The following is a 20493-nucleotide window of genomic DNA, read 5'->3' on the forward strand; positions in this document are numbered from 1 at the left end:
GAAATCTTCTCTTGACAAAAGAAGTGCCATGTTAGCATTTAATTATACTATCATAATTGGTTAGTAAGGTCAATCATTTAGTTGCCCTCAATATATAATACCCTTTACTACGGTCAATTACTTTAACATTTCCAAATAAATCATTCAATTTTTCCATTGCCGATGGCGCACCCTGTTTCTTCTGAATGACCACCCACAGGTGACCATCCTCCAGCAAGGCATTTTTGCTTTCTGTAAACATCTGATGGACTATCCGTTTGCCTGCCCTGATTGGGGGGTTAGTTAAAATGGCCGCGAAATGCCTGCCTTGGAGCTGGTTAAAACGGTCACTTAATGCAAATTCAACATTCGTGACATCGTTGTGATGCGCATTTCTTTTCGCCAGTGCGATTGCCCGTTCATTAATGTCTGTCAGCATAACATTGCGATTCTTATAACGATCTGCAACTGCAATTCCTATCGGGCCATAACCACAGCCCAGGTCGAGGAGGCCGCCCGCAGTGGGGGGCTCTTCAAAACGTTCAATCAGCAATCGTGATCCGTAATCCACTTCATGTTTTGAGAATACGCCATGATCACTTTCGAAGGTGAATTCTTTGCCTCTCAGCTGGTAATGCCATTTCTTAGGTGAACTTTTGGATTGAGGGTTTTGTGAAAAGTAATGCTCAGACATTTGGACACCCGCTTCGTGTGTAATGTGAAGTAAAGATATAGAGAGAGCCCGTCGTAATCCCGACGAGCTCATTATCCCGCATCTAACTGGCAGTAAGCCCCTCACTTCAATCCAGCAAGTGATTCTGGTAAGAATTGTGTGGGGCAACTGCCAGTAAATGTCCGATTCGGCTCAACTAACAAACAACTGGGAGAAACCCCGCTGAATGAAGTTTCGCGTTAAAATCCAATTATTTAAGTTCTACAGTTGCGCCTGCTTCTTCAAGCTGACCTTTAATTTCTTCAGCTTCTTCTTTTGTCGCACCTTCTTTAACAGCTTTAGGAGCGTTGTCTACCAGGTCTTTTGCATCTTTAAGACCAAGACCAGTGATTTCACGAACTGCTTTAACGACTTTGATCTTAGAATCACCAGCATCCTGAAGTTCGACATCAAATTCTGTTTGCTCCTCAGCAGCTTCTTCACCGCCGCCTCCACCTGCAACAGCAACTGGCGCTGCAGCGGTTACGCCAAATTCTTCTTCAATTGCTTTAACTAAATCATTTAATTCCAAAACAGACATTTCTTTAATTGCATCAATAATTTGTTGATTGTCCATTATGATACCTCCATTTTTATCAATTAATTATTTAAACTGCCATTCCCGATTTATGCGCCCTGTTCTTCTTTTTGATCTGCAATAGCTTTTGCCGCATATGCAAAGTTACGTACAGGTGCTTGCAGTACGCTAAGCAGCATCGAAACCATGCCGTCGTAATTTGGCAAATCGGCAAGTTCTTTAATTTGTTCAAGCGTTGCTATCTCACCTTCAATAACGCCGCCTTTAATTTCCAATGCCTCGTGTTCTTTGGCAAAGTTATTCAAGATTTTAGCCGGGGCTACAACGTCATCCTTGCTGAACGCTACAGCAGTCGGGCCGACAAGCGTATCAGACAGTTCACTCAAATCAACAGCTTCCACAGCCCGGCGAGTCATCGTATTTTTGTAAACTTTAAACTCAACGTTTGCCTCGCGCAGCTGTTTACGCAGTTCATTAGCTTCTGCAACATCAAGTCCACGGTAATCCACCAGCACTGTTGACTGGCTATCGCGGAATTTATCAGCGATTTCCTGTACAAGCTGCTTTTTTTGCTCGATAATATTGCTATTGGACATCATTCCACCTCCTGTTTGTTGCCATCATACCGTATCTATTAAGAAAGCCTCCATAGAGACATGGAGGCTTGTATGACAAATGGTGGACCGCGCAGGATATTCCATTTGCAACCAAACACCTCGGCAGGAAATTAAGCGATGTCTCGCACCTGCTGTCTACGGTATAACGTATTCAACTTATAACGACATTCATTGTACGTGATCAGTCACAAAAAGTCAACCGGAAAATCTGATTAAGATTTACAGGTTATGTGACGGCATCCATCCGACTCTAATCACGGTAACCTGACACATCCACTCTTATTCCAGGTCCCATCGTGGACGTAATTGATGCGTTGCGCATATAAACACCTTTTGATGCCTGTGGCTTGGCTTTCACAAGTGTATCGGCAATCGCCTCAAAGTTTTCAACCAATTTTTCATTATCAAATGAGATTTTCCCAAGTGGAACATGGATGTTCGCAGATTTGTCAACCCGATATTCCACTTTACCGGCTTTGATTTCATTAACAGCTTTTTCAATTTCAAATGTTACAGTACCGGTTTTCGGGTTTGGCATGAGTCCTTTTGGTCCCAATACCCGGCCAAGTTTACCGACTTCGGCCATCATATCAGGTGTTGCTACAACAACATCAAAATCAAACCAGCCTTGATTGATTTTGCTAATTAGATCCTGCTCTCCGACATAATCTGCACCAGCATTTTCCGCCTCGGTTGCCTTGTCACCTTTAGCAAACACAAGGACGCGCTGTGTTTTACCAGTTCCGTGTGGCAGTACCATTGCGCCGCGGATCTGCTGGTCAGCTTTTTTCGGGTCAACGCCCAGACGGAATGCAGCTTCAACCGTTTCGTCAAAATTTGCTTTGGCCGTTTCCTTCAACAAAGCAACGGCCTCTTCAGCTTCGTACGCTTTTGAACGGTCAACAAGCTTCGAAGCTTCCTGATATCTTTTGCTTCTTTTTGCCATTTTACTTCCTCCTCAGGTTGTGGTTTTTAGCGGTAAGACCTCCCACCTGAAAAATGTCATCGATCTGGCGGTACCAGCATCAATGCATTTTTCATGAAAAAAGTTGCGCACGTATGGCAAGCCATTTAACGCAACCTGTATCTATTCATGTTCAATGAGCATTAGTCTTCAATCGAAATACCCATACTGCGTGCAGTTCCTTCAACCATGCGTACGGCAGCATCTAAATCAGCCGCGTTCAAATCAGGCATTTTTGTTTCCGCAATTTCCTGAACTTGATCACGTTTGATCGAAGCAACTTTACTACGGTTTGGTTCGCCTGATGCCGTATCAATTCCGGCTGCTTTTTTCAATAACACAGCGGCAGGCGGTGTTTTCGTAATAAATGTAAATGAACGATCTTCAAAAACAGTAATCTCAACAGGGATTATCATACCAGCCTGATCCTGTGTACGTGCGTTAAATTCCTTACAGAATCCCATGATATTCACACCGGCCTGACCCAATGCCGGACCTACTGGCGGTGCAGGGTTTGCTTTGCCGGCTTCAATCTGCAATTTAACAACTTTAATCACTTTATTAGCCACGAGACACACCTCCTTAACGTCCGTGATGTGGTAATAGGGTATTCCCCTCCCACTCAGCTTTGCAATCCCCCATCTATTCAGGGGACGCAAATAACACAAAAATTTTAGCATGTATCATAAAATTATGCAAGGTATTGACTGCGATTTTTATAGAAAGACGCTTTATATGAAAACCGCAGCGAAAACATACAAATAATGTGTTTGCCGATAGAACAACAAACGGTGACAAACTTTCACTGGAAACATATACCCGCTTGGCCTGCGTTTCTACTATAATTTTTCAATCTGTGAAAATTCGAGTTCGACAGGCGTTTCGCGGCCGAACATGTTGACATGGACTTTCACTTTCTGCTGATCGGGGTCGATTTGCTCAATCGTACCTGTGAATTCACTGAATGGTCCATCTGTAACCCGGACATTTTCTTTCAATTCAAAGTCAACTTGTGTGACAGGATCGCTTACACCCATCCGTTTCAGTACGGCATCTATTTCATCAGGCAATAACGGCGTCGGTTTTGTCCCATGGCCGCTCGATCCGACAAAACCGGTGACACCGGGCGTATTGCGCACTACATACCAGGAATCATCCGTCATAATCATTTCAGCCAGAACGTAACCAGGGAAAAATTTCTTTTTGACCACTTTTTTCTTGCCATTTTTAATTTCCGTTTCTTCATCTTCCGGAACAAGCACACGAAAGATTTTATCCTCCATACCCATTGAATCCACACGTTTTTCAAGATTTGTTTTCACCTTATTTTCATAGCCGGAATAAGTATGGATAGCGTACCAGTTTTTTTCCATGTAAACAGGACAAATTGCCTTGCCCTTCCCTCCCTTATTGACTGTTTTAGAAGTTTTTTAAACACGTACTTTCAGGCTTTATACGTCTCTGAAAATCGGGCATATTAAAAAACCCGATACCTCCCGGGTTTTTTAATCGAAATCGTATTATATTCCATTATAGCATAAATGCAGGCTTGTTATTCAAGATATGTGGTCAAAAAAATAAATTTAAAATTTGTGAAATACCAAGATCAATAATTGCAAAAAACACAGCTACAAATGTTACTGTCGTTAATACTGTTATGGTATAGCTTGTCAGTTCACGGCCTTTAGGCCAGCTGACCTTTTTCATCTCTCTTGAAACATTCTTGAAAAATTTAATGATTTTCACAGCTTGTCCCCTCCAGACTTTGCCTGAAGCATGCCCTTATTTTGTCTCGCGATGCAAGGTATGTTTACCGCATGTTTTGCAGTATTTGTGCATTTCCAGTCGTTCAGGCTGTTTGGATGCATTTTTGCGCGTTGTATAATTTCTGCTTGCACACACAGTACAAGCCAGTATCACGTTTTTCGTCACTTTACCACCCCATCAAAGGGTTTGCACTCATATAAATGTAGCATGGTTGCCATAATGTGTCAACGACCTATCGCGTTCCGGCTTCGTTCGTTTCCATGAGCAGCTCCATTTTCCGTTTGATACGCTGCAGTGCATTATCGATTGATTTAACATGCCGCTTTAATTTAATAGAAATTTCCTGATAGGTGCAGCCGTCCATATATAAACGCAAAACCTCTTTTTCCAACTCGCTTAATAATTCTGATAATTTTTCTTCCAAATCAAAAAACTTTTCCCTGTTTTCCAGCAATTCCTGTGGATCAAACGTTTTTGAACCGGCAATGACATCCAGTAAAGTGCGGTCGGATTCTTCATCATAAATTGGTTTATCCAGCGATACATACGAATTGAGAGGCGTATGTTTCTGCCTTGTGGCTGTTTTGATGGCGGTAATGATTTGCCTCGTTACACAGAGTTCGGCAAATGCTTTAAATGATGAGAGCTTGTCCCCATCATAATCACGAATCGCCTTATAAAGACCGATCATGCCCTCTTGAATGATATCCTCTTTATCTGCACCGATGATAAAGTATGTACGCGCTTTTGCCCGCACATAATTAATATATTTATGTATCAGAAAGTCCAGTGCGTTGCTATCCCCCTGATGAATCAAGCGAATAATCTCATCATCATGAAGTGACTCCAGAACCCGATTCTCTCTCTCTGCCAGCTTGACACTCACCAAAAAAGACCCCCCGGCTGCACTGCAGTCAATTTAAAAGTATTATACAGTAAGCGTTTCCTAATAGTCAACATAGAAACAGAAGTAGCGTACCAGTAAAGAACGTTAAACACAACGTGTCCCCCGAAAAATGGAGGGCACTTATATCGTTCAATGTGCCCCTGTAAAAGCTTTTTACATCCACATCGGTTGCAAATTGAATGCCTTACAAGGGCTTACTTATCACCCCGCCGCCACTTTTCAAATTTCTCCAGGACCTCCTGTTTCAAAGGGATTTTAATCTGGGGCTGAACTTTTTGATGTTTCTCTATTTGCGCTTCTATTTCTCTACCGATGTCCGTCAATTCGATATAAAGTTCCCGGGCTGATTTTCTTAAAGCACCCCGGCCAAAGATTGTCCGCTGCTCAGCATAATCAGATGTTGCCACATAAACCTGGTTAATCACGTTTTTTAATCCTTTAACAATTCGTTCAATACATTCATCTGCAGTTTCGCTTTCCTTTGTATAAATGATTTCAACTTGATATTCCTTTAGCTTGGTTTCAATCCCTTTTACATAGTAGGCATCAAATACCACTATAACCCGCATACCCGAATATGCCTGATATTCAGCAAGCATCTCAATCAGTCGGTCACGTGCTTGTCCAATACTCGTCCGTTTCAACCGTTGTAATTCATCCCAGGCACCGATGATATTATAGCCATCAACCACCAATACATTCATAACGCTTCACCAGCTGGATATCGTTTGCGGAACACCTCGTACAATAACAAACCGCAAGCAACAGACGCATTAAGGGAAGAAACATGTCCTATCATCGGCAGACTGACTGTCCAATCACATTTGTCTCTTACAAGTCGGCTCATACCCTTGCCTTCATTGCCGATCACAAGTGCAATTGACAATTGGCCGTCCAATGATCGGTAATCCTCGTCACCATCTGCTTCGGTACCGACAACCCATACGTGACGGCTTTTCAGCTCATCTATCGTATTGGCAATATTGGTGACCCGGGCGACCGGGACGTGTTCCAACGCGCCTGCAGCCGTTTTGGAAACCGTCCCCGTCAACCCGACCGAACGCCGTTTTGGGATGATCACCCCATGAGCACCTGTTGCATCTGCACTTCTTAGAATGGACCCCAAGTTATGAGGATCCTCCAGCTGATCCAAAATGATGAAAAAAGGTGCTTCATTCCGGTTTTCTGCTTTAGCAAACAAATCATCCAGCGATGCATAGCCGTAAGAGGCAACATATGCAACAACACCCTGATGATTCCCGGAAGCGATTTGTTCGAGTTTATGTTTAGGCACTTTTTGCAGAATCGTTCCGGCGTTTTTGCTCAAGTGCTGCAGTTTGCCGAATACAGTTTTGTTTAAATGTTCTGAGACCAGCACTTTATTAACCGGCCGCCCGGATTTTAACGCCTCTATAACAGGGTTCTTGCCCATGATGACTTCCTGGTCCATTATCAGTCCTTCCTTCCTTCGACGAACGCCACAGCAGCATTCAGCAGTTCGGTTAAACGCTCCGTATTCTCCAGCAAATGATGATAACCGATCAGCGCCTCATACGCTGTACTATAACGGTACGTTTGTACACTTGTGTTTTTGGGGACAGTTCCAGATTTTGCATTCCTGCCCCGTGTTACGACGCCTTGTTCTTCACTTGAAAGATAACCAGTCTTCAGCCAATGCAGAATAATCGCTGCTTGTGTCTTGGCGGAAACGAATGTGACAGCTTCTTTATGCAGACGGTTCGGTTTTACCCGACCGGTTTTTAATAGGTGCTCCCGAACATGGACTTCATAAACGGCATCCCCCATATAGGCGAGTGCAAGACTTTTCATCTGCCTGACATCAAGACTCATGGCTTGCTCTTTTCCACCGGGTGCCTTGAGGGGTGTCTTCCAAAATAATGTTTTTCGCTTTTAGGCTATCACGAATTTCATCTGCCCGGCTGAAATCACGCTTCTTCCTGGCTTCAGTCCGCTCTTTCAGCAATGCTTCAATTTCTTCATCCAGTAGGTCTTCCTCTGTTCCGATTCGGACACCTAATACGTCAAGCACCGATTCCATGCTTTCCTGAAATGCCTTGATGACATCTGTGGCTGTTTGTTTTTTTTCGAGGTACCGATTCGCTTCTTTTGTCAGTTCGAATAAAACCGAAATGGCATTTGCCGTATTAAAGTCATCATCCATCGCCGCTTCAAACGCATGGTTAAGCCGGTTGATAATTTCCAGCCACTCATCAGACTCATCAGCAAGGTCCATACTTGTTTGGCTTCGATGTTCCAGATTTGTGTAAGCATTTTTAACCCGGTCAAGACTGTTTTTCGCTCCCTGGAGCAGTTCTTCCGAGAAATTAATCGGATTCCGGTAATGAACACTCAGCATGAAAAAGCGGATGACTTGCGGATTGTGACTAGCAATAATATCTTTTGTCAGCACAAAGTTTCCAAGTGATTTGGACATTTTCTCATTATCAATATTAATATACCCATTATGCATCCAGTAATTAGCAAATGGTTTTTCATTCATCGTTTCCGATTGCGCAATTTCATTCTCATGATGCGGAAATGTCAGATCCTGTCCGCCTGCATGAATGTCAATTGTCTCCCCGAGATACTTCCTGGCCATTGCAGAGCATTCGATATGCCAGCCCGGACGTCCCTGGCCCCACGGCGATTCCCACGCAATTTCGCCATCTTTGGCTTTTTTCCACAAAGCAAAATCGAGTGGATCTTCTTTTTTCTCGCCAACTTGAATACGGGCACCGGCACGTAGTTCATCGATGGACTGATGTGATAACTTCCCATAGCCGTCAAACGAACGGGGCTTGAAATAAACATCCCCATCAACTTCATAGGCATGGCCTTTATCAATCAGCTTTGAGATAAAATGTATAATGTCTTCCATCGTTTCCGTTACACGCGGGTTATAGGTTGCCTTTTTGACCCCAAGTGCTTCCACATCAGCCAAATACGCATCGATAAACCGATTGGCAACATCCGGTACTGCCTCACCCAGTTCATTGGCTGCATTGATAATCTTGTCGTCCACATCAGTAAAATTCAATACATAATCCACGTCATACCCTTTGTATTCAAGGTAGCGTCTGACTGTATCAAACACAATGGCAGGCCGGGCATTGCCGATATGAATGTAGTTATAGACGGTCGGTCCGCAGACATACATGCGCACTTTCCCATTCTCAAGTGGTTTAAAAGGTTCTTTCTCCTGTGTCAATGTATTATAGATCGTGATTGCCATTCTGCTTCACTTCCTTTAACTGTGCTATCTCCGCTTTTAAGGCGTCAATTTCCTCCTGCAGCTGTTCACAGCGGTCTGCAACAGGATCAGGTAGTTTTTGATGATCCAGATTCTTCTTCACTTTTTTTCCGTTCTGGACGACCACACGCCCAGGCACGCCGACGACAGTCGAATAGTCAGGTACATCTTTTAAAACAATCGATCCGGCACCTACTTTTGAACTGTTGCCAATGGTGATGTTGCCGAGAACTCTCGCACCGGTTGTGATCATGGCATTATCTTTGATGGTAGGGTGTCGTTTCCCTTTTTCTTTACCGGTTCCCCCAAGGGTCACACCCTGGAAAAGGGTAACGTTATCACCGATTTCACATGTCTCGCCAATGACAACCCCCATACCGTGGTCTATAAAAAACTTTCGGCCGATTTTTGCACCGGGATGAATTTCAATGCCTGTAAAGAAACGACTGATTTGCGAAATCGCACGTGCTATAAAAAACAAGCGGCGTTTAAAGAAAAAGTGAGCAATCCGATGCGCCCAAATCGCATGCAGCCCGGAGTACGTCAGAAACACTTCGATATACGAACGCGCTGCCGGATCCTGGTCAAACACGACATCCATGTCTTCTTTCATCCGCTTAAAAATACCCATTGTTTTGACTCCCCCTCCCTTGTTCTGAATTTTTTTGGAAAACCAGCATTTACCTGTCTTTCAAGGTGTGCCGAAGTGAATTTATGTCTGACAAGAAAAAGCGCCACTGTGTAATCATTACACAGAGGCGCTTGTCACGCGGTCCCACTCTGTTTGGAGAAGATCGGCTTCCTCCCAGCTTTATGCTCTGTTAACGGTAGAGAACCGCCGTTATATACTGACTTTCCATAACGGGCTCCAAGGTGCATTTCAAAAACGGTGCTTAGAATCACTTACAGCCGATGATGATTCTCTCTGGATAAGCAGGTGCGTTTTTTACTTTTCCTTGTCAACGCTCTTTATAAAGGTTGTTTGACTGTGTTATTACTATATTACAATGATCCGCAAATGTGAATCAATTAAGCTCCAAGCTGTTTCAACAATTTATCGAGACGGCTCAGGACGGTATTCCTGCCTAATAGCTCGATGGCCATTGGCAGCTCCGGTCCATGTGTCTGCCCGGTCGTCGCAACGCGGATTGGCATGAACAGTTTTTTACCGCGGTGGCCTGTTTCTTTTTGGGTGGCTTTTATTTGCTGTTTGATGTTGTCTTTCTCAAAGTCATCCAAGTGAATCAATTTATCCGTCAAGACCTGTAAAACTTCAGGGACCTGTTCCTGCTGCAGCACATCCATGGCCTTTTCATCATAACTGATGGCATCATTGAAAAACAGCTCTGTCAACTCAACAATCTCAGACCCATACCGGAGTTGTTCCTGATACAGCGCAATGATTTTCTCGGCCCATTCCTTTGTTGCTGCATCCATATTTTCCGGCAATTTCCCTGCCTCAATCAGATACGGCATCGCCAGCTCAATTATTCTTTCAGTATCAGCAGCTTTAATGTACTCATTATTCATCCACTTCAGTTTAGGTTGATCAAAAATAGCAGCCGAAGTTGACAGACGTTCAGGATCAAACATTTCAATCAGTTCATCCTTCGTGAAAATCTCTTCTTCTCCGACCGGTGACCAGCCGAGCAATGTAATAAAATTAAATAATGCTTCAGGCAAATAACCCAGATCACGGTATTGCTCAATGAATTGCACAATATGTTCGTCCCGTTTGCTTAACTTTTTACGCTCTTCGTTCAGAATCAAGGTCATGTGCCCGAATTTAGGCGGCTCCCAGCCAAATGCTTCATAGACCATCATTTGCTTTGGAGTGTTTGAAATGTGTTCCTCACCACGCAAAACATCCGTAATTTCCATCAGATGATCATCAATCGCAACAGCGAAGTTATATGTTGGTGCACCATTTTTCTTAACAATCACCCAATCGCCAAAATCACTGGATTCAAACGTAATATTCCCCCGTACAATATCGTGAAATGTATACGACTTGTTGTCAGGAACACGCATCCGGATACTTGGCGTGCGTCCCTCCTGTTCAAATTGCTCAATTTGTTCCTTTGTCAGATTCCGATGGGCTCCGGAATACTTTGGAACTTGTCCTTTGGCACGCTGTTCTTCACGCTCTTGCTCCAATTCTTCTTCGGTCATATAGCATTTGTAGGCCAATCCTCTTTCCAGCAGATCATCAACATATTTCTGGTAGATATCGAGCCGCTCCATCTGACGGTACGGACCATAATCACCACCGATATCAGCACCTTCATCCCACTCAATGCCGAGCCATTTCAAATACTTCATCTGACTCTCTTCCCCGCCAGCGACATTTCGCTTGGCATCGGTATCTTCAATCCGGATAATAAATTGTCCGTCAAAATGTTTCGCATATAAATAATTGAATAAGGCTGTACGTGCATTCCCAATATGCAAATGACCGGTCGGACTCGGCGCATAACGTACACGGACCTGATTTGTCATGGTGGTGCTCCTTTCTTTTATATGCTAAGAATAGTGACAAATATATCATACGTATAAAAAGTGATAACATTTGACGTTATCACTTTTTGTTTCCTTCCTAAGTTATACCGTTTTTACAATGCTTTTTCAAGTAATTTTGGTTTTGCAAAAATCATTCTGCCTGCCGATGTCTGCAGGACACTTGTAATCAAGACCTCTATCTTCTTGCCGATGTAATCGTGACCTTCTTCCACCACAATCATCGTGCCATCATCCAAATAGGCAATGCCCTGATTATGTTCCTTGCCGTCTTTAATGACATGCACCATTAATTCTTCGCCCGGCAGGACGACCGGTTTAACGGCATTTGCCAGGTCATTGATATTCAGGACGGAGACACCCTGCAAGTCGCATACTTTATTCAAGTTGAAATCATTCGTTACAACAATCCCGTCAATCACTTTTGCCAATTTAATCAGTTTGCTGTCAACTTCAGAAATATCTTCAAAATCGCCTTCGTAAATTTCAACATTCACCGGCAATTCCTTTTGGATACGGTTAAGGACATCAAGCCCACGGCGCCCGCGGTTACGTTTCAGCACATCGGACGAATCCGCTATATGCTGCAGCTCCCCAAGGACAAATTGGGGAATGACGATCGTCCCTTCCAAGAAATTTGTCTGGCAAATATCAGCGATACGGCCATCAATGATGACACTGGTATCCAAAATTTTGGATTTCGGCCACTTTTCCTGAAGGGCTTCATTATCGGGAGTACGTTTCTTCTCCTTTTCTTTACGGTTAAAATTAAGCAGATTCATTAATTCATCCCGCCGTCTGAAACCTACCTGAAAACCGAAATAACCAAGTAAAATGGTGATGAAAAGCGGCAGAACCTGCGAGACTAGGTAAATATTGATATCTGTCAGCGGGATATTCACCAAATAGGCAATCACCAAACCGCCAACCAAGCCAAAACTTCCAAAAAGCAAATCACTTACCGGAATTTTGATCAGTGCTTCTTCAATCCACCTTAAGAAATTGACGATATACCCCGCAACAAAATAAGAAAAAACAAATAATATAATTGCACCTAAGGCCATGCCTAAATAAGGGGATGCAGCCCATGCCGCGTTCGTAACGTCCAGCAGCCTGACAATTTCCGGGATGTATAAAAATCCAATGGTACCTCCACTAATGATAAAAAATAAATGGACAATTTTTTTTAGCACCACTGTTCACCTCCTATCGTTTATTATTACCCATTTTTTATATAATAACCGTCATTAAACGGATTTTGATATATAGTATCACCTAAATTCTACCATAACTATAAACATGAGTCAATTTGTAAAAGAATATATTCTATCACATTTAATATGAAGTGTCAATATATTTTAACGGAACCGAATCATGGAAAAACTATCACACTAACGTGTCAGGCCTTCATCCAGCGCCTCCTGTACGGTATTGACACCCACCACTTGAATCGACTTAGGGGCGGACCAGCCTTCCAGATTTCGCTTTGGACAGATGACCCGTTTAAAGCCAAGCTTTGCCGCTTCCTGCACACGCTGTTCGATTCGGGATACCCTTCTTATTTCACCTGTCAGACCAACTTCGCCAATCACAATATCTTCCGGCCTTGTCGGCTGATTCCGGAAACTGGATGCAATACTGACGGCTACAGCCAAGTCAATTGCCGGCTCATCAAGCTTCACCCCGCCGGCTACTTTAATGTAGGCGTCCTGATTTTGAAGCATGAGCCCGACGCGTTTTTCCAGCACCGCCATCAAAAGCGGTACACGATTGGCATCAATCCCGGTCGCCATGCGTCTCGGATTACCGAAACTCGTCGGTGAAATAAGAGCCTGTATTTCCACCAGAACCGGACGTGTTCCTTCCATTGAAGCAACAACAGTAGAACCTGCTGCCCCCTGTGAGCGCTCTTCCAAAAAGATTTCAGAAGGGTTCATAACTTCTATCAAGCCTTCTTCTTTCATCTCAAAAATACCCATCTCATGCGTACTGCCGAAACGATTTTTCACACTGCGCACGATACGGTATGTATGATGACGTTCTCCTTCAAAATAAAGGACAGCATCCACCATGTGCTCCAGCATTCGCGGCCCGGCGATTGCACCTTCTTTGGTCACGTGTCCGATAATAAAGATTGGGATGCCATACGATTTGGCAACACGCATCAATTCACCGGTGCTTTCCCGTACCTGGGAAACACTGCCAGGGGCACTCGTCACTTCTTCACGGTAAACCGTCTGGATCGAATCGATCACAACAAACGCTGGTTTTATTTGTTCAATCTGATTGATGATATCCAACAGGTTTGTCTCTGACAACACATACAATAAATCTGAATTGACACCGAGACGGTCCGCTCTCAGCTTTGTCTGCCGGGTTGATTCCTCGCCGGATATATAAAGAACAGGCAGCTGTTTTTCTGCCAGCTGCGAGGATATTTGCAAGAGCAATGTTGACTTCCCGATGCCGGGATCACCGCCAATCAGTGCAAGTGATCCAGGGACAATGCCCCCGCCAAGCACCCGATTAAATTCCTTCATCGCGGTTGTGATACGGGGTTCCTTTTGCATTTCAATCGATGTAATGCTTTCCGGCTGGCCGACTGATTTCGTATCCCTGCCCATTGTATGCCTGCTGCCCATAGATGATGCCTCAATTTCCTCAACCAGTGTATTCCAATTATGACAGCCCGGACATTTTCCCATCCATTTAGCAGATTCATAGCCACATTCCTGACAAACATACTTCGTTTTCCGTTTAGCCACTACTAACCTTCCCCTTCGCTATATCTCTATTATATACGACTGACATCACATGAAAGTTACAGCTTTCTATCATTTCCATAAAAATCGTTCCATATTTATTCCACAAAACCATTATAACACTTCTTTTCCTCAACCGTTACAGCACAAAAAGCTGAAAGGATGCTTCCTTCCAGCTTTTTGGACACAAATTATCCGCTAAAATTCGTTTTCTACGGCAATATAATAAATTCACCTTTATTATTTAAACCGATTTTTACTTTTTCACCTTTTTTAAAACTTTCCTTCAGTAATTCTTCGGAGAGCAGATCCTCGATATTTTTCTGAATGGATCTGCGCAATGGGCGTGCGCCGTATTCCGGATCGAACCCTTCATTGGCAATTTTGTCAACGGCTTTATCCGTTAAGGAAAATTCAATCTCCTGCTCTTTCAGGCGATGTTGCAATTGTTTGATCATAAGCGAAACAATATGTTTCATATGTTTCCGCTCCAATGAATGGAATACAATGGTTTCATCAATCCGGTTTAAAAATTCAGGTCGGAATGCTTTTTTCAGTTCGTCAGTCACCTTGGTCTTCATTTGCTGATAATCCTGTTCTTCATCATCAAGGGTGAACCCGACGTATTTATTCCGTTTAAGTTCATTTGCGCCGACGTTCGATGTCATGATCAGAACAGTGTTGCGGAAATCAACCACACGGCCTTTTGCATCCGTCAGCCGTCCATCTTCAAGGACTTGCAGTAAAATATTGAATACTTCAGGGTGTGCTTTTTCCACTTCATCCAATAATACAACCGAATATGGCTTTGTCCGGACTTTCTCAGTCAACTGTCCGCCTTCATCATAGCCGACATATCCAGGAGGTGAACCAACCAAACGGGATGTCGCATGTTTTTCCATATACTCTGACATATCGATCCGGATCATGGCTTCTTCATCGGCAAACATTGCTTCCGCCAAAGCCCTGGCAAGTTCAGTTTTTCCAACACCGGTCGGACCAAGGAAAATGAATGATCCGATTGGGCGTTTGGGATCCTTCAGTCCGGCACGAGCCCGGCGGATAGCTTTAGCCACTGCTTCCACCGCTTCCTCCTGGCCAATCACACGATTATGCAGCGTGTCTTCCAGGTTCAGGAGCCGCTCACTTTCATCTTTTGTCATTTTAGCTACCGGCACACCTGTCCAAGTGGAAACGACTTTTGCAATGTCTTCTACCGTAACTTCAGAATCTTCCTGACCTTGCTTTTCTTTCCATTCCTTTTTCGTCTCATCCAATTCCTCACGCAAGCGCTGTTCGGAATCACGTAATGAAGCAGCTTTTTCGAATTCCTGGCTTTGAACGGCGGAATCCTTTTCTTTGCGCACATCATCAAGTTTCTGTTCAAGCTCTTTTAAGTTTGGTGGCACCGTATAGGAGCGCAGACGAACTTTTGAACCGGCCTCATCAATCAGGTCAATTGCCTTATCGGGCAGAAAACGGTCGGTGATATACCGGTCTGATAAGTTTGTTGCTGCTTCAATGGCTTCATCCGTAATGGTTACCCGATGATGGGCTTCATACCGGTCACGCAGTCCCTTTAAAATCTTTATTGTTTCTTCCATCGTTGGCTCATCAACCTGGATCGGCTGGAAACGGCGCTCAAGTGCTGCATCTTTTTCGATATATTTACGGTATTCATCAAGCGTTGTGGCACCAATACATTGCAGTTCTCCCCGGGACAATGCCGGTTTTAAAATATTGGAGGCATCAATCGCCCCTTCTGCACCACCTGCACCGATCAGTGTATGCAGTTCATCAATAAACAAGATGATGTTGGACGCCTGGCGAATTTCTTCCATCACCTTTTTAAGACGGTCCTCAAACTCACCCCGGTATTTTGTTCCGGCAACAACCGTTCCCATATCAAGAGTCATCACCCGCTTATCGCGCAAAATCTCCGGGATTTCGTTGTTTACAATTTGTTGGGCAAGACCTTCCGCAACAGCTGTTTTACCAACACCGGGTTCACCAATCAACACCGGATTATTTTTCGTCCGTCGGCTTAACACTTGGATGACCCGCTCAATTTCCTGACTGCGACCAATAACCGGGTCAACGTTACCTTCTTTCGCACTTTCAGTCAGATCCCGTGCCAATGAATCAAGCGTTGGTGTGTTGGCATTTGATGACTGAGCGCCGCGGTTATGTCGTCCTGCCTGTGACTCATTGCTTCCCAGAAGCTGCAACACTTGCTGGCGTGCTTTATTGAGACTGACACCGAGGTTATTGAGCACACGCGCTGCAACACCTTCTCCTTCACGTATCAAACCCAGCAGGATATGTTCTGTCCCGACATATGAATGACCGAGTTTGCGTGCTTCATCCTGCGATAATTCAACAACTTTTTTGGCACGTGGTGTATAATGGATTGTTTGCATCGGCTGTTTTCCGGTGCCAATCAACTTTTCCACTTCCCGTTGAATTTTGGAAACTTCCAAACCTAGTGACTCGAGTGCTTTAGCTGCTATACCATTCCCTTCACGGACAAGTCCCAGCAAGATATGTTCTGTCCCAATATTATTGTGTCCAAGTCTGACTGCTTCTTCCTGAGACAACGCCAATACTTTTTGCGCTCGTTCTGTAAACCGTCCAAACATCATATACGATTCCTCCCACCTAGTTCTCTAATTGCATCCGTTCGCGAATAAGTGACGCCCTTAATACATCCCGTTCATTAGGTGTCAATGTCTTGTTCGCATACTGCTGCAGGAAACCGGGCTGTGTAAGCACCATCAATTCATTCAATATGTTTCGCGATACATTTTCAATGATTCCCAAATCTATTCCGAGCCGGACATCAGACAGACATTTGGCCGCTTCTTTTGATTCGATGATCCGGCTGAATGTCAATACACCGTAAGAACGGTAAATCCGGTCTTCCAGTCTTGTTGGCGACTGTGCCATAATGTGTTTTCTTGCTGTGCGTTCATGTTCAATAAGCTCGCGGACAACACTTTGCAGATCTTCCACGATGTCCTCTTCTGATTTTCCGAGTGTTATTTGATTGGATATTTGAAAAACATTCCCCGTCGCTTGGCTGCCTTCCCCGTAAATACCGCGGACAACCAGACCAAGATGGTTAATGGCCGGTATCATCCGGCTGATCCGCTGGGTCCAGGACAGAGCGGGCAGATGCATCATGACAGATGCGCGCATACCAGTCCCAACATTAGTCGGACAACCGGTTAAATACCCGCGCTCTTCGTCAAATGCATAATCAATTTTCTCTTCCAGCCAATCATCCAGGTCGAACACTTTTTGTAATGCCTTATTCAGCTGAAATCCTGGATAATAAAGCTGTATGCGCAGGTGATCCTCTTCATTAACCATGATCGAAACCTGTTCATTTTTAGATATAAGGACTGCTGAAACATGATTTTTTTCTGCCAAATGCGGACTTATCAAATGTTTCTCAACTAAAACACGTCTTTCCACAGGAGTCAAATCCTGAATCGGGATAAAGGCAAAATCTTGGTAGTCCTGGAAAGATTGATGCTCATACTCCCGACGGATGAAATCGCTGATATACTGCAAATCAGATTCATTGGCCAGAATCGGGAACGTATATTGGGCGAAGTTTCGTGCCAGACGGATCCTGCTGCTTAACACGATATCACTGTCGGGTCCGTCTTCACGCATCCATGGACTGATGGCCTCCTTCATAAAGTGCTGCAATGTCATGTGTCATCACCCCGCGTTTGTTCTTCTAATTCCTTGATTTTGTCCCGGACAGTAGCGGCTTCTTCAAAAGCTTCATTTTTAATCAATCGCTGCAGCTCTTCCTTATAGGCATCAACTTGCCTTTTGATGCGCATGTTCCCGCCAATGCGTGCAGGTATTTTGCCATAATGCTTTGTATTGCCGCTATGAACACGGCTGAAAACGGGGTCAAGATTATCCGAAAACGTCTCATAGCAGGATGGACAGCCAAACTTGCCGACCCGCTTAAATTCTGAAAGAGTCATGTCACACTTTGGGCATTGCAATTCCTTCGTCTGCTGGCTGGAAGTGTTTTTTGGACTTTCAAACGTTGAATTAAACAATCCGGATAATAAGTGGTGCAATGAATACCCTTCTTCCGGATAACTCATATAACCTTTTTCTTTTGCGCAGACTTCACACACGTATACCTCTTCTTTTTCGCCATTGATAACCTGTGTGAAATGAAGTGTTGCCGGTCGCTTGTGGCATTCCTGGCATTCCACGTTAGCTCCCCCCTTGATTACTTGTTTAAATACTTCAGTGTTGTTAGCATTGATGTTAAAATACGTGAGCGTACTTCATCACGCAATGGCAGCTGAAATGCAAGCGTCTCCCTGTCTATGGCACTTAACATGATTTTTACTTCACGTTTCGTAATAAGTTCCTCTTCAAGCAGCCGCTCAAGCACATCCAACGCTGCCTGCTGCGAAACATTCGGATTAATCATGTCTATGATATCATCGATTAGTGCCGCTTTATCCTGATGTTTAACGCGTATAATCCGAATATACCCGCCGCCGCCTCGTTTACTTTCCACTATATATCCTTTTTCCACAGTAAAACGTGTTTTAATCACATAATTGATTTGTGATGGTACACATTGAAACTCTTCAGCTAATTCACTTCGCTTAATATCAATCATATCCTTGCCGGCAGACTCCAAAATCTGTTTTAAATGCTGTTCAATGATATCAGAAATATTACGCATATCCCCTCATCCTCTTCATCATTGATGTTCTTGTATTTCGATTTGAGCGTTTAGTGCTTTGACTTTGACTAACTTTGACTATACTTATATTATACGTTATACATGCAAAGATGCAAGTGAATCTTATCATTAGCTTGGACAACTTGAAAAGAAATGAAACATCCTTACGTCCATAACAGAACCGGTATAATCTGTAATAAGGAATAGCGCAAAATAACGCGGATGCGAGCCTCATAATATGATACCTAATTTGCAGTCAGGTATAAGCATTCACTTTATTATTGCCGTTCCGATATATTTTTGACAAATTCAATTTTAGATATATCCTCAAAAAGAGCTATCCAGTCTAAATTTTTGTTCGGTTCAATTTTAACGACAATATGGCGCATCTCATCGTCAATCCGCTCAATTTCCACTTGTTTAATCGCCAGCGAATAGGACTCAATGGCTGAAACGATATGATCAAGTTTTAATCCAGGAAGAGCTGTTATTTCAATGCGATGAGATTTTTCCTTCCTGAATAATTTTTCAAAGTTATTTAAAAAGATAAGACTTAATAAGATAATGAATGTTGTAAAAACAGCTGCAGCGTACATACCAGCCCCAACAACAAGACCAAGCCCGGCAACCGTCCAAATGGAGGCAGCCGTGGTCAAGCCGCGAATGGTCATACCATTAACGATAATTGTACCAGCACCCAAAAAACCGATGCCGCTTATAACGTAAGAAGGAATCCGGGCCGGATCGAAACGGATGTTATCATATAATTCAATAAATGCTTCAAAGCCATATAAGGACAGCAGCATCATCAAACATGCGCCGACACCAACCAGTATATGTGTCCTGAACCCTGCAGAATGGTTCTTTAATTCCCGTTCAAACCCAATCAGTCCGGACAAGACTAAAGCGGTTAAAATACGTATCATCATAATATTAAAATGATCGCTAATTAATCCATCTAAATAGTCAATCATTTAGTTAACCTCCCTCCCGCTATTTATTCGATTACTCTAAAAACATGTCGTTGACATAAACAAACATATCAAAAGTGATAGGGATTTGTTGACTAATTTCCGAGGATATTCCAGAAGTATATGAGGAAGACTTGGCGTGTATTAATGTTACTATAACACAAATATCCGGCTAAAATTCGATACATCGACAAGAGTGCTGACGAATATGTAGCGATGTCACATCAATTCCTATGATTTAATCGTGTATAAAGTAGGCTGATGACATAATTACTTTGCAGCTATTCGTTTTTTCTTTTATCCTAACTGTTAATAAAACGATTTAAGCCATTGTTCCATATTAATAAATGGACGGACTCCCATAATAGAAAGATAAAGAGGCTGATCCAATTTATTTTGGCTCAGCCTCTTTTGTCATGCCTGGCGGCGTCCTACTCTTGCAGGGGTAAAACCCCAACTACCATCGGCGCTGGAGAGCTTAACTGCTGTGTTCGGCATGGGAACAGGTGTGTCCTCTCCGCTATTGCTGCCAGACTTCTCTGATGCATGTTATTCTGTGGTCCTTTCAGGACCTGTTATTTTCGGGACAAGAATTATTATAGGCATTTTTTATGAAAAATGCAAGGGTAAATTTAATTTGCACCCTCAAAACTAAATAAGAGCGGTCATTCAAACACTATTAAGCTTTGGTTAAGTCCTCGATCGATTAGTATCCGTCAGCTTCACGTGTCACCACGCTTCCACCCCGGACCTATC

The 20493-nt window shown here is 43.5% G+C and carries 22 protein-coding genes, 1 rRNA gene and 2 other annotated features; all 23 genes read right to left on the reverse strand.

Features of this window, described 5'->3' with window-relative positions; all coding sequences use genetic code 11:
- Positions 1-73: 73 nt before the first annotated feature.
- Entirely contained in the window at positions 74-673 is a 600-nt protein-coding gene (locus tag VK080_RS07305) for a class I SAM-dependent methyltransferase (protein WP_324224112.1), read from the reverse strand.
- Positions 674-902: 229 nt separating this feature from the next.
- Positions 903-1268, reverse strand: a complete 366-nt coding sequence (gene rplL, locus VK080_RS07310; protein WP_324224113.1) for a 50S ribosomal protein L7/L12 — start codon at positions 1266-1268, stop codon at positions 903-905.
- Positions 1269-1318: 50 nt separating this feature from the next.
- Positions 1319-1825, reverse strand: coding sequence for a 50S ribosomal protein L10 (rplJ, locus tag VK080_RS07315; protein WP_324224114.1), 507 nt, complete (start codon positions 1823-1825; stop codon positions 1319-1321).
- 31 nt (positions 1826-1856) lie between these two features.
- Positions 1857-2005: a sequence feature (ribosomal protein L10 leader region), on the reverse strand.
- 91 nt (positions 2006-2096) lie between these two features.
- Positions 2097-2792, reverse strand: coding sequence for a 50S ribosomal protein L1 (rplA, locus tag VK080_RS07320; RefSeq protein ID WP_324224115.1), 696 nt, complete (start codon positions 2790-2792; stop codon positions 2097-2099).
- A gap of 161 nt (positions 2793-2953) precedes the next feature.
- Positions 2954-3379 (reverse strand): 50S ribosomal protein L11, encoded by a 426-nt coding sequence (rplK, locus tag VK080_RS07325; RefSeq protein WP_324224116.1) that lies wholly within the window; start codon positions 3377-3379, stop codon positions 2954-2956.
- A gap of 270 nt (positions 3380-3649) precedes the next feature.
- Positions 3650-4183 carry a transcription termination/antitermination protein NusG gene (nusG, locus tag VK080_RS07330; protein WP_324224117.1) on the reverse strand — a complete coding sequence of 178 codons (534 nt, stop codon included), beginning with the start codon at positions 4181-4183 and terminating at the stop codon, positions 3650-3652.
- A gap of 196 nt (positions 4184-4379) precedes the next feature.
- On the reverse strand, positions 4380-4556 hold the full coding sequence (secE, locus tag VK080_RS07335) for a preprotein translocase subunit SecE (RefSeq protein WP_324224118.1): 177 nt from the start codon (positions 4554-4556) through the stop codon (positions 4380-4382).
- 36 nt (positions 4557-4592) lie between these two features.
- Positions 4593-4742, reverse strand: coding sequence for a 50S ribosomal protein L33 (rpmG, locus tag VK080_RS07340; protein ID WP_324224119.1), 150 nt, complete (start codon positions 4740-4742; stop codon positions 4593-4595).
- Positions 4743-4809: 67 nt separating this feature from the next.
- Positions 4810-5463 carry an RNA polymerase sporulation sigma factor SigH gene (gene sigH / locus VK080_RS07345; protein WP_324224120.1) on the reverse strand — a complete coding sequence of 218 codons (654 nt, stop codon included), beginning with the start codon at positions 5461-5463 and terminating at the stop codon, positions 4810-4812.
- A gap of 215 nt (positions 5464-5678) precedes the next feature.
- Positions 5679-6188, reverse strand: a complete 510-nt coding sequence (locus VK080_RS07350; RefSeq protein ID WP_324224121.1) for an NYN domain-containing protein — start codon at positions 6186-6188, stop codon at positions 5679-5681.
- Positions 6185-6934 (reverse strand): 23S rRNA (guanosine(2251)-2'-O)-methyltransferase RlmB, encoded by a 750-nt coding sequence (gene rlmB, locus VK080_RS07355; protein ID WP_324224122.1) that lies wholly within the window; start codon positions 6932-6934, stop codon positions 6185-6187. Before rlmB ends, VK080_RS07350 begins: the two co-directional genes overlap by 4 nt.
- 2 nt (positions 6935-6936) lie before the next feature.
- The gene (locus tag VK080_RS07360) at positions 6937-7335 is read right to left on the reverse strand and encodes a Mini-ribonuclease 3 (RefSeq protein ID WP_324224123.1); all 399 of its coding nucleotides are present in this window, start codon (positions 7333-7335) and stop codon (positions 6937-6939) included.
- Positions 7325-8737, reverse strand: a complete 1413-nt coding sequence (cysS, locus tag VK080_RS07365) for a cysteine--tRNA ligase (RefSeq protein WP_324224124.1) — start codon at positions 8735-8737, stop codon at positions 7325-7327. The genes VK080_RS07360 and cysS overlap by 11 nt, the downstream gene beginning before the upstream one ends.
- On the reverse strand, positions 8718-9386 hold the full coding sequence (gene cysE, locus VK080_RS07370) for a serine O-acetyltransferase (protein WP_324224125.1): 669 nt from the start codon (positions 9384-9386) through the stop codon (positions 8718-8720). The genes cysS and cysE overlap by 20 nt, the downstream gene beginning before the upstream one ends.
- A 120-nt stretch (positions 9387-9506) precedes the next feature.
- Positions 9507-9727: a binding site (T-box leader), on the reverse strand.
- A 57-nt stretch (positions 9728-9784) separates the two neighbouring features.
- Complete coding sequence (gltX, locus tag VK080_RS07375) at positions 9785-11254, reverse strand: glutamate--tRNA ligase (protein WP_324224126.1); 1470 nt, start codon at positions 11252-11254, stop codon at positions 9785-9787.
- Between the two features lie 113 nt (positions 11255-11367).
- Positions 11368-12465 carry a PIN/TRAM domain-containing protein gene (locus tag VK080_RS07380; protein WP_324224134.1) on the reverse strand — a complete coding sequence of 366 codons (1098 nt, stop codon included), beginning with the start codon at positions 12463-12465 and terminating at the stop codon, positions 11368-11370.
- A 198-nt stretch (positions 12466-12663) separates the two neighbouring features.
- Complete coding sequence (gene radA / locus VK080_RS07385; RefSeq protein WP_324224127.1) at positions 12664-14037, reverse strand: DNA repair protein RadA; 1374 nt, start codon at positions 14035-14037, stop codon at positions 12664-12666.
- A gap of 209 nt (positions 14038-14246) precedes the next feature.
- A complete protein-coding gene (clpC, locus tag VK080_RS07390; protein ID WP_324224128.1) occupies positions 14247-16676 on the reverse strand; it encodes an ATP-dependent protease ATP-binding subunit ClpC in 2430 nt (809 codons plus the stop codon).
- 16 nt (positions 16677-16692) lie between these two features.
- Positions 16693-17757, reverse strand: a complete 1065-nt coding sequence (locus VK080_RS07395; protein ID WP_324224129.1) for a protein arginine kinase — start codon at positions 17755-17757, stop codon at positions 16693-16695.
- Positions 17754-18281 (reverse strand): UvrB/UvrC motif-containing protein, encoded by a 528-nt coding sequence (locus tag VK080_RS07400; RefSeq protein WP_324224130.1) that lies wholly within the window; start codon positions 18279-18281, stop codon positions 17754-17756. The genes VK080_RS07395 and VK080_RS07400 overlap by 4 nt, the downstream gene beginning before the upstream one ends.
- Positions 18282-18298: 17 nt before the next feature.
- Positions 18299-18766 carry a CtsR family transcriptional regulator gene (locus VK080_RS07405; protein WP_324224131.1) on the reverse strand — a complete coding sequence of 156 codons (468 nt, stop codon included), beginning with the start codon at positions 18764-18766 and terminating at the stop codon, positions 18299-18301.
- Between the two features lie 278 nt (positions 18767-19044).
- On the reverse strand, positions 19045-19740 hold the full coding sequence (locus VK080_RS07410; protein ID WP_324224132.1) for an MgtC/SapB family protein: 696 nt from the start codon (positions 19738-19740) through the stop codon (positions 19045-19047).
- Between the two features lie 415 nt (positions 19741-20155).
- A 5S ribosomal RNA gene (rrf, locus tag VK080_RS07415) occupies positions 20156-20271 on the reverse strand.
- Between the last annotated feature and the right edge of the window lie 222 nt (positions 20272-20493).

Origin of the sequence: Lentibacillus sp., assembly GCF_035301925.1 — a bacterium.
Taxonomy (GTDB): Bacteria; Bacillota; Bacilli; order Bacillales; family Amphibacillaceae; genus Lentibacillus.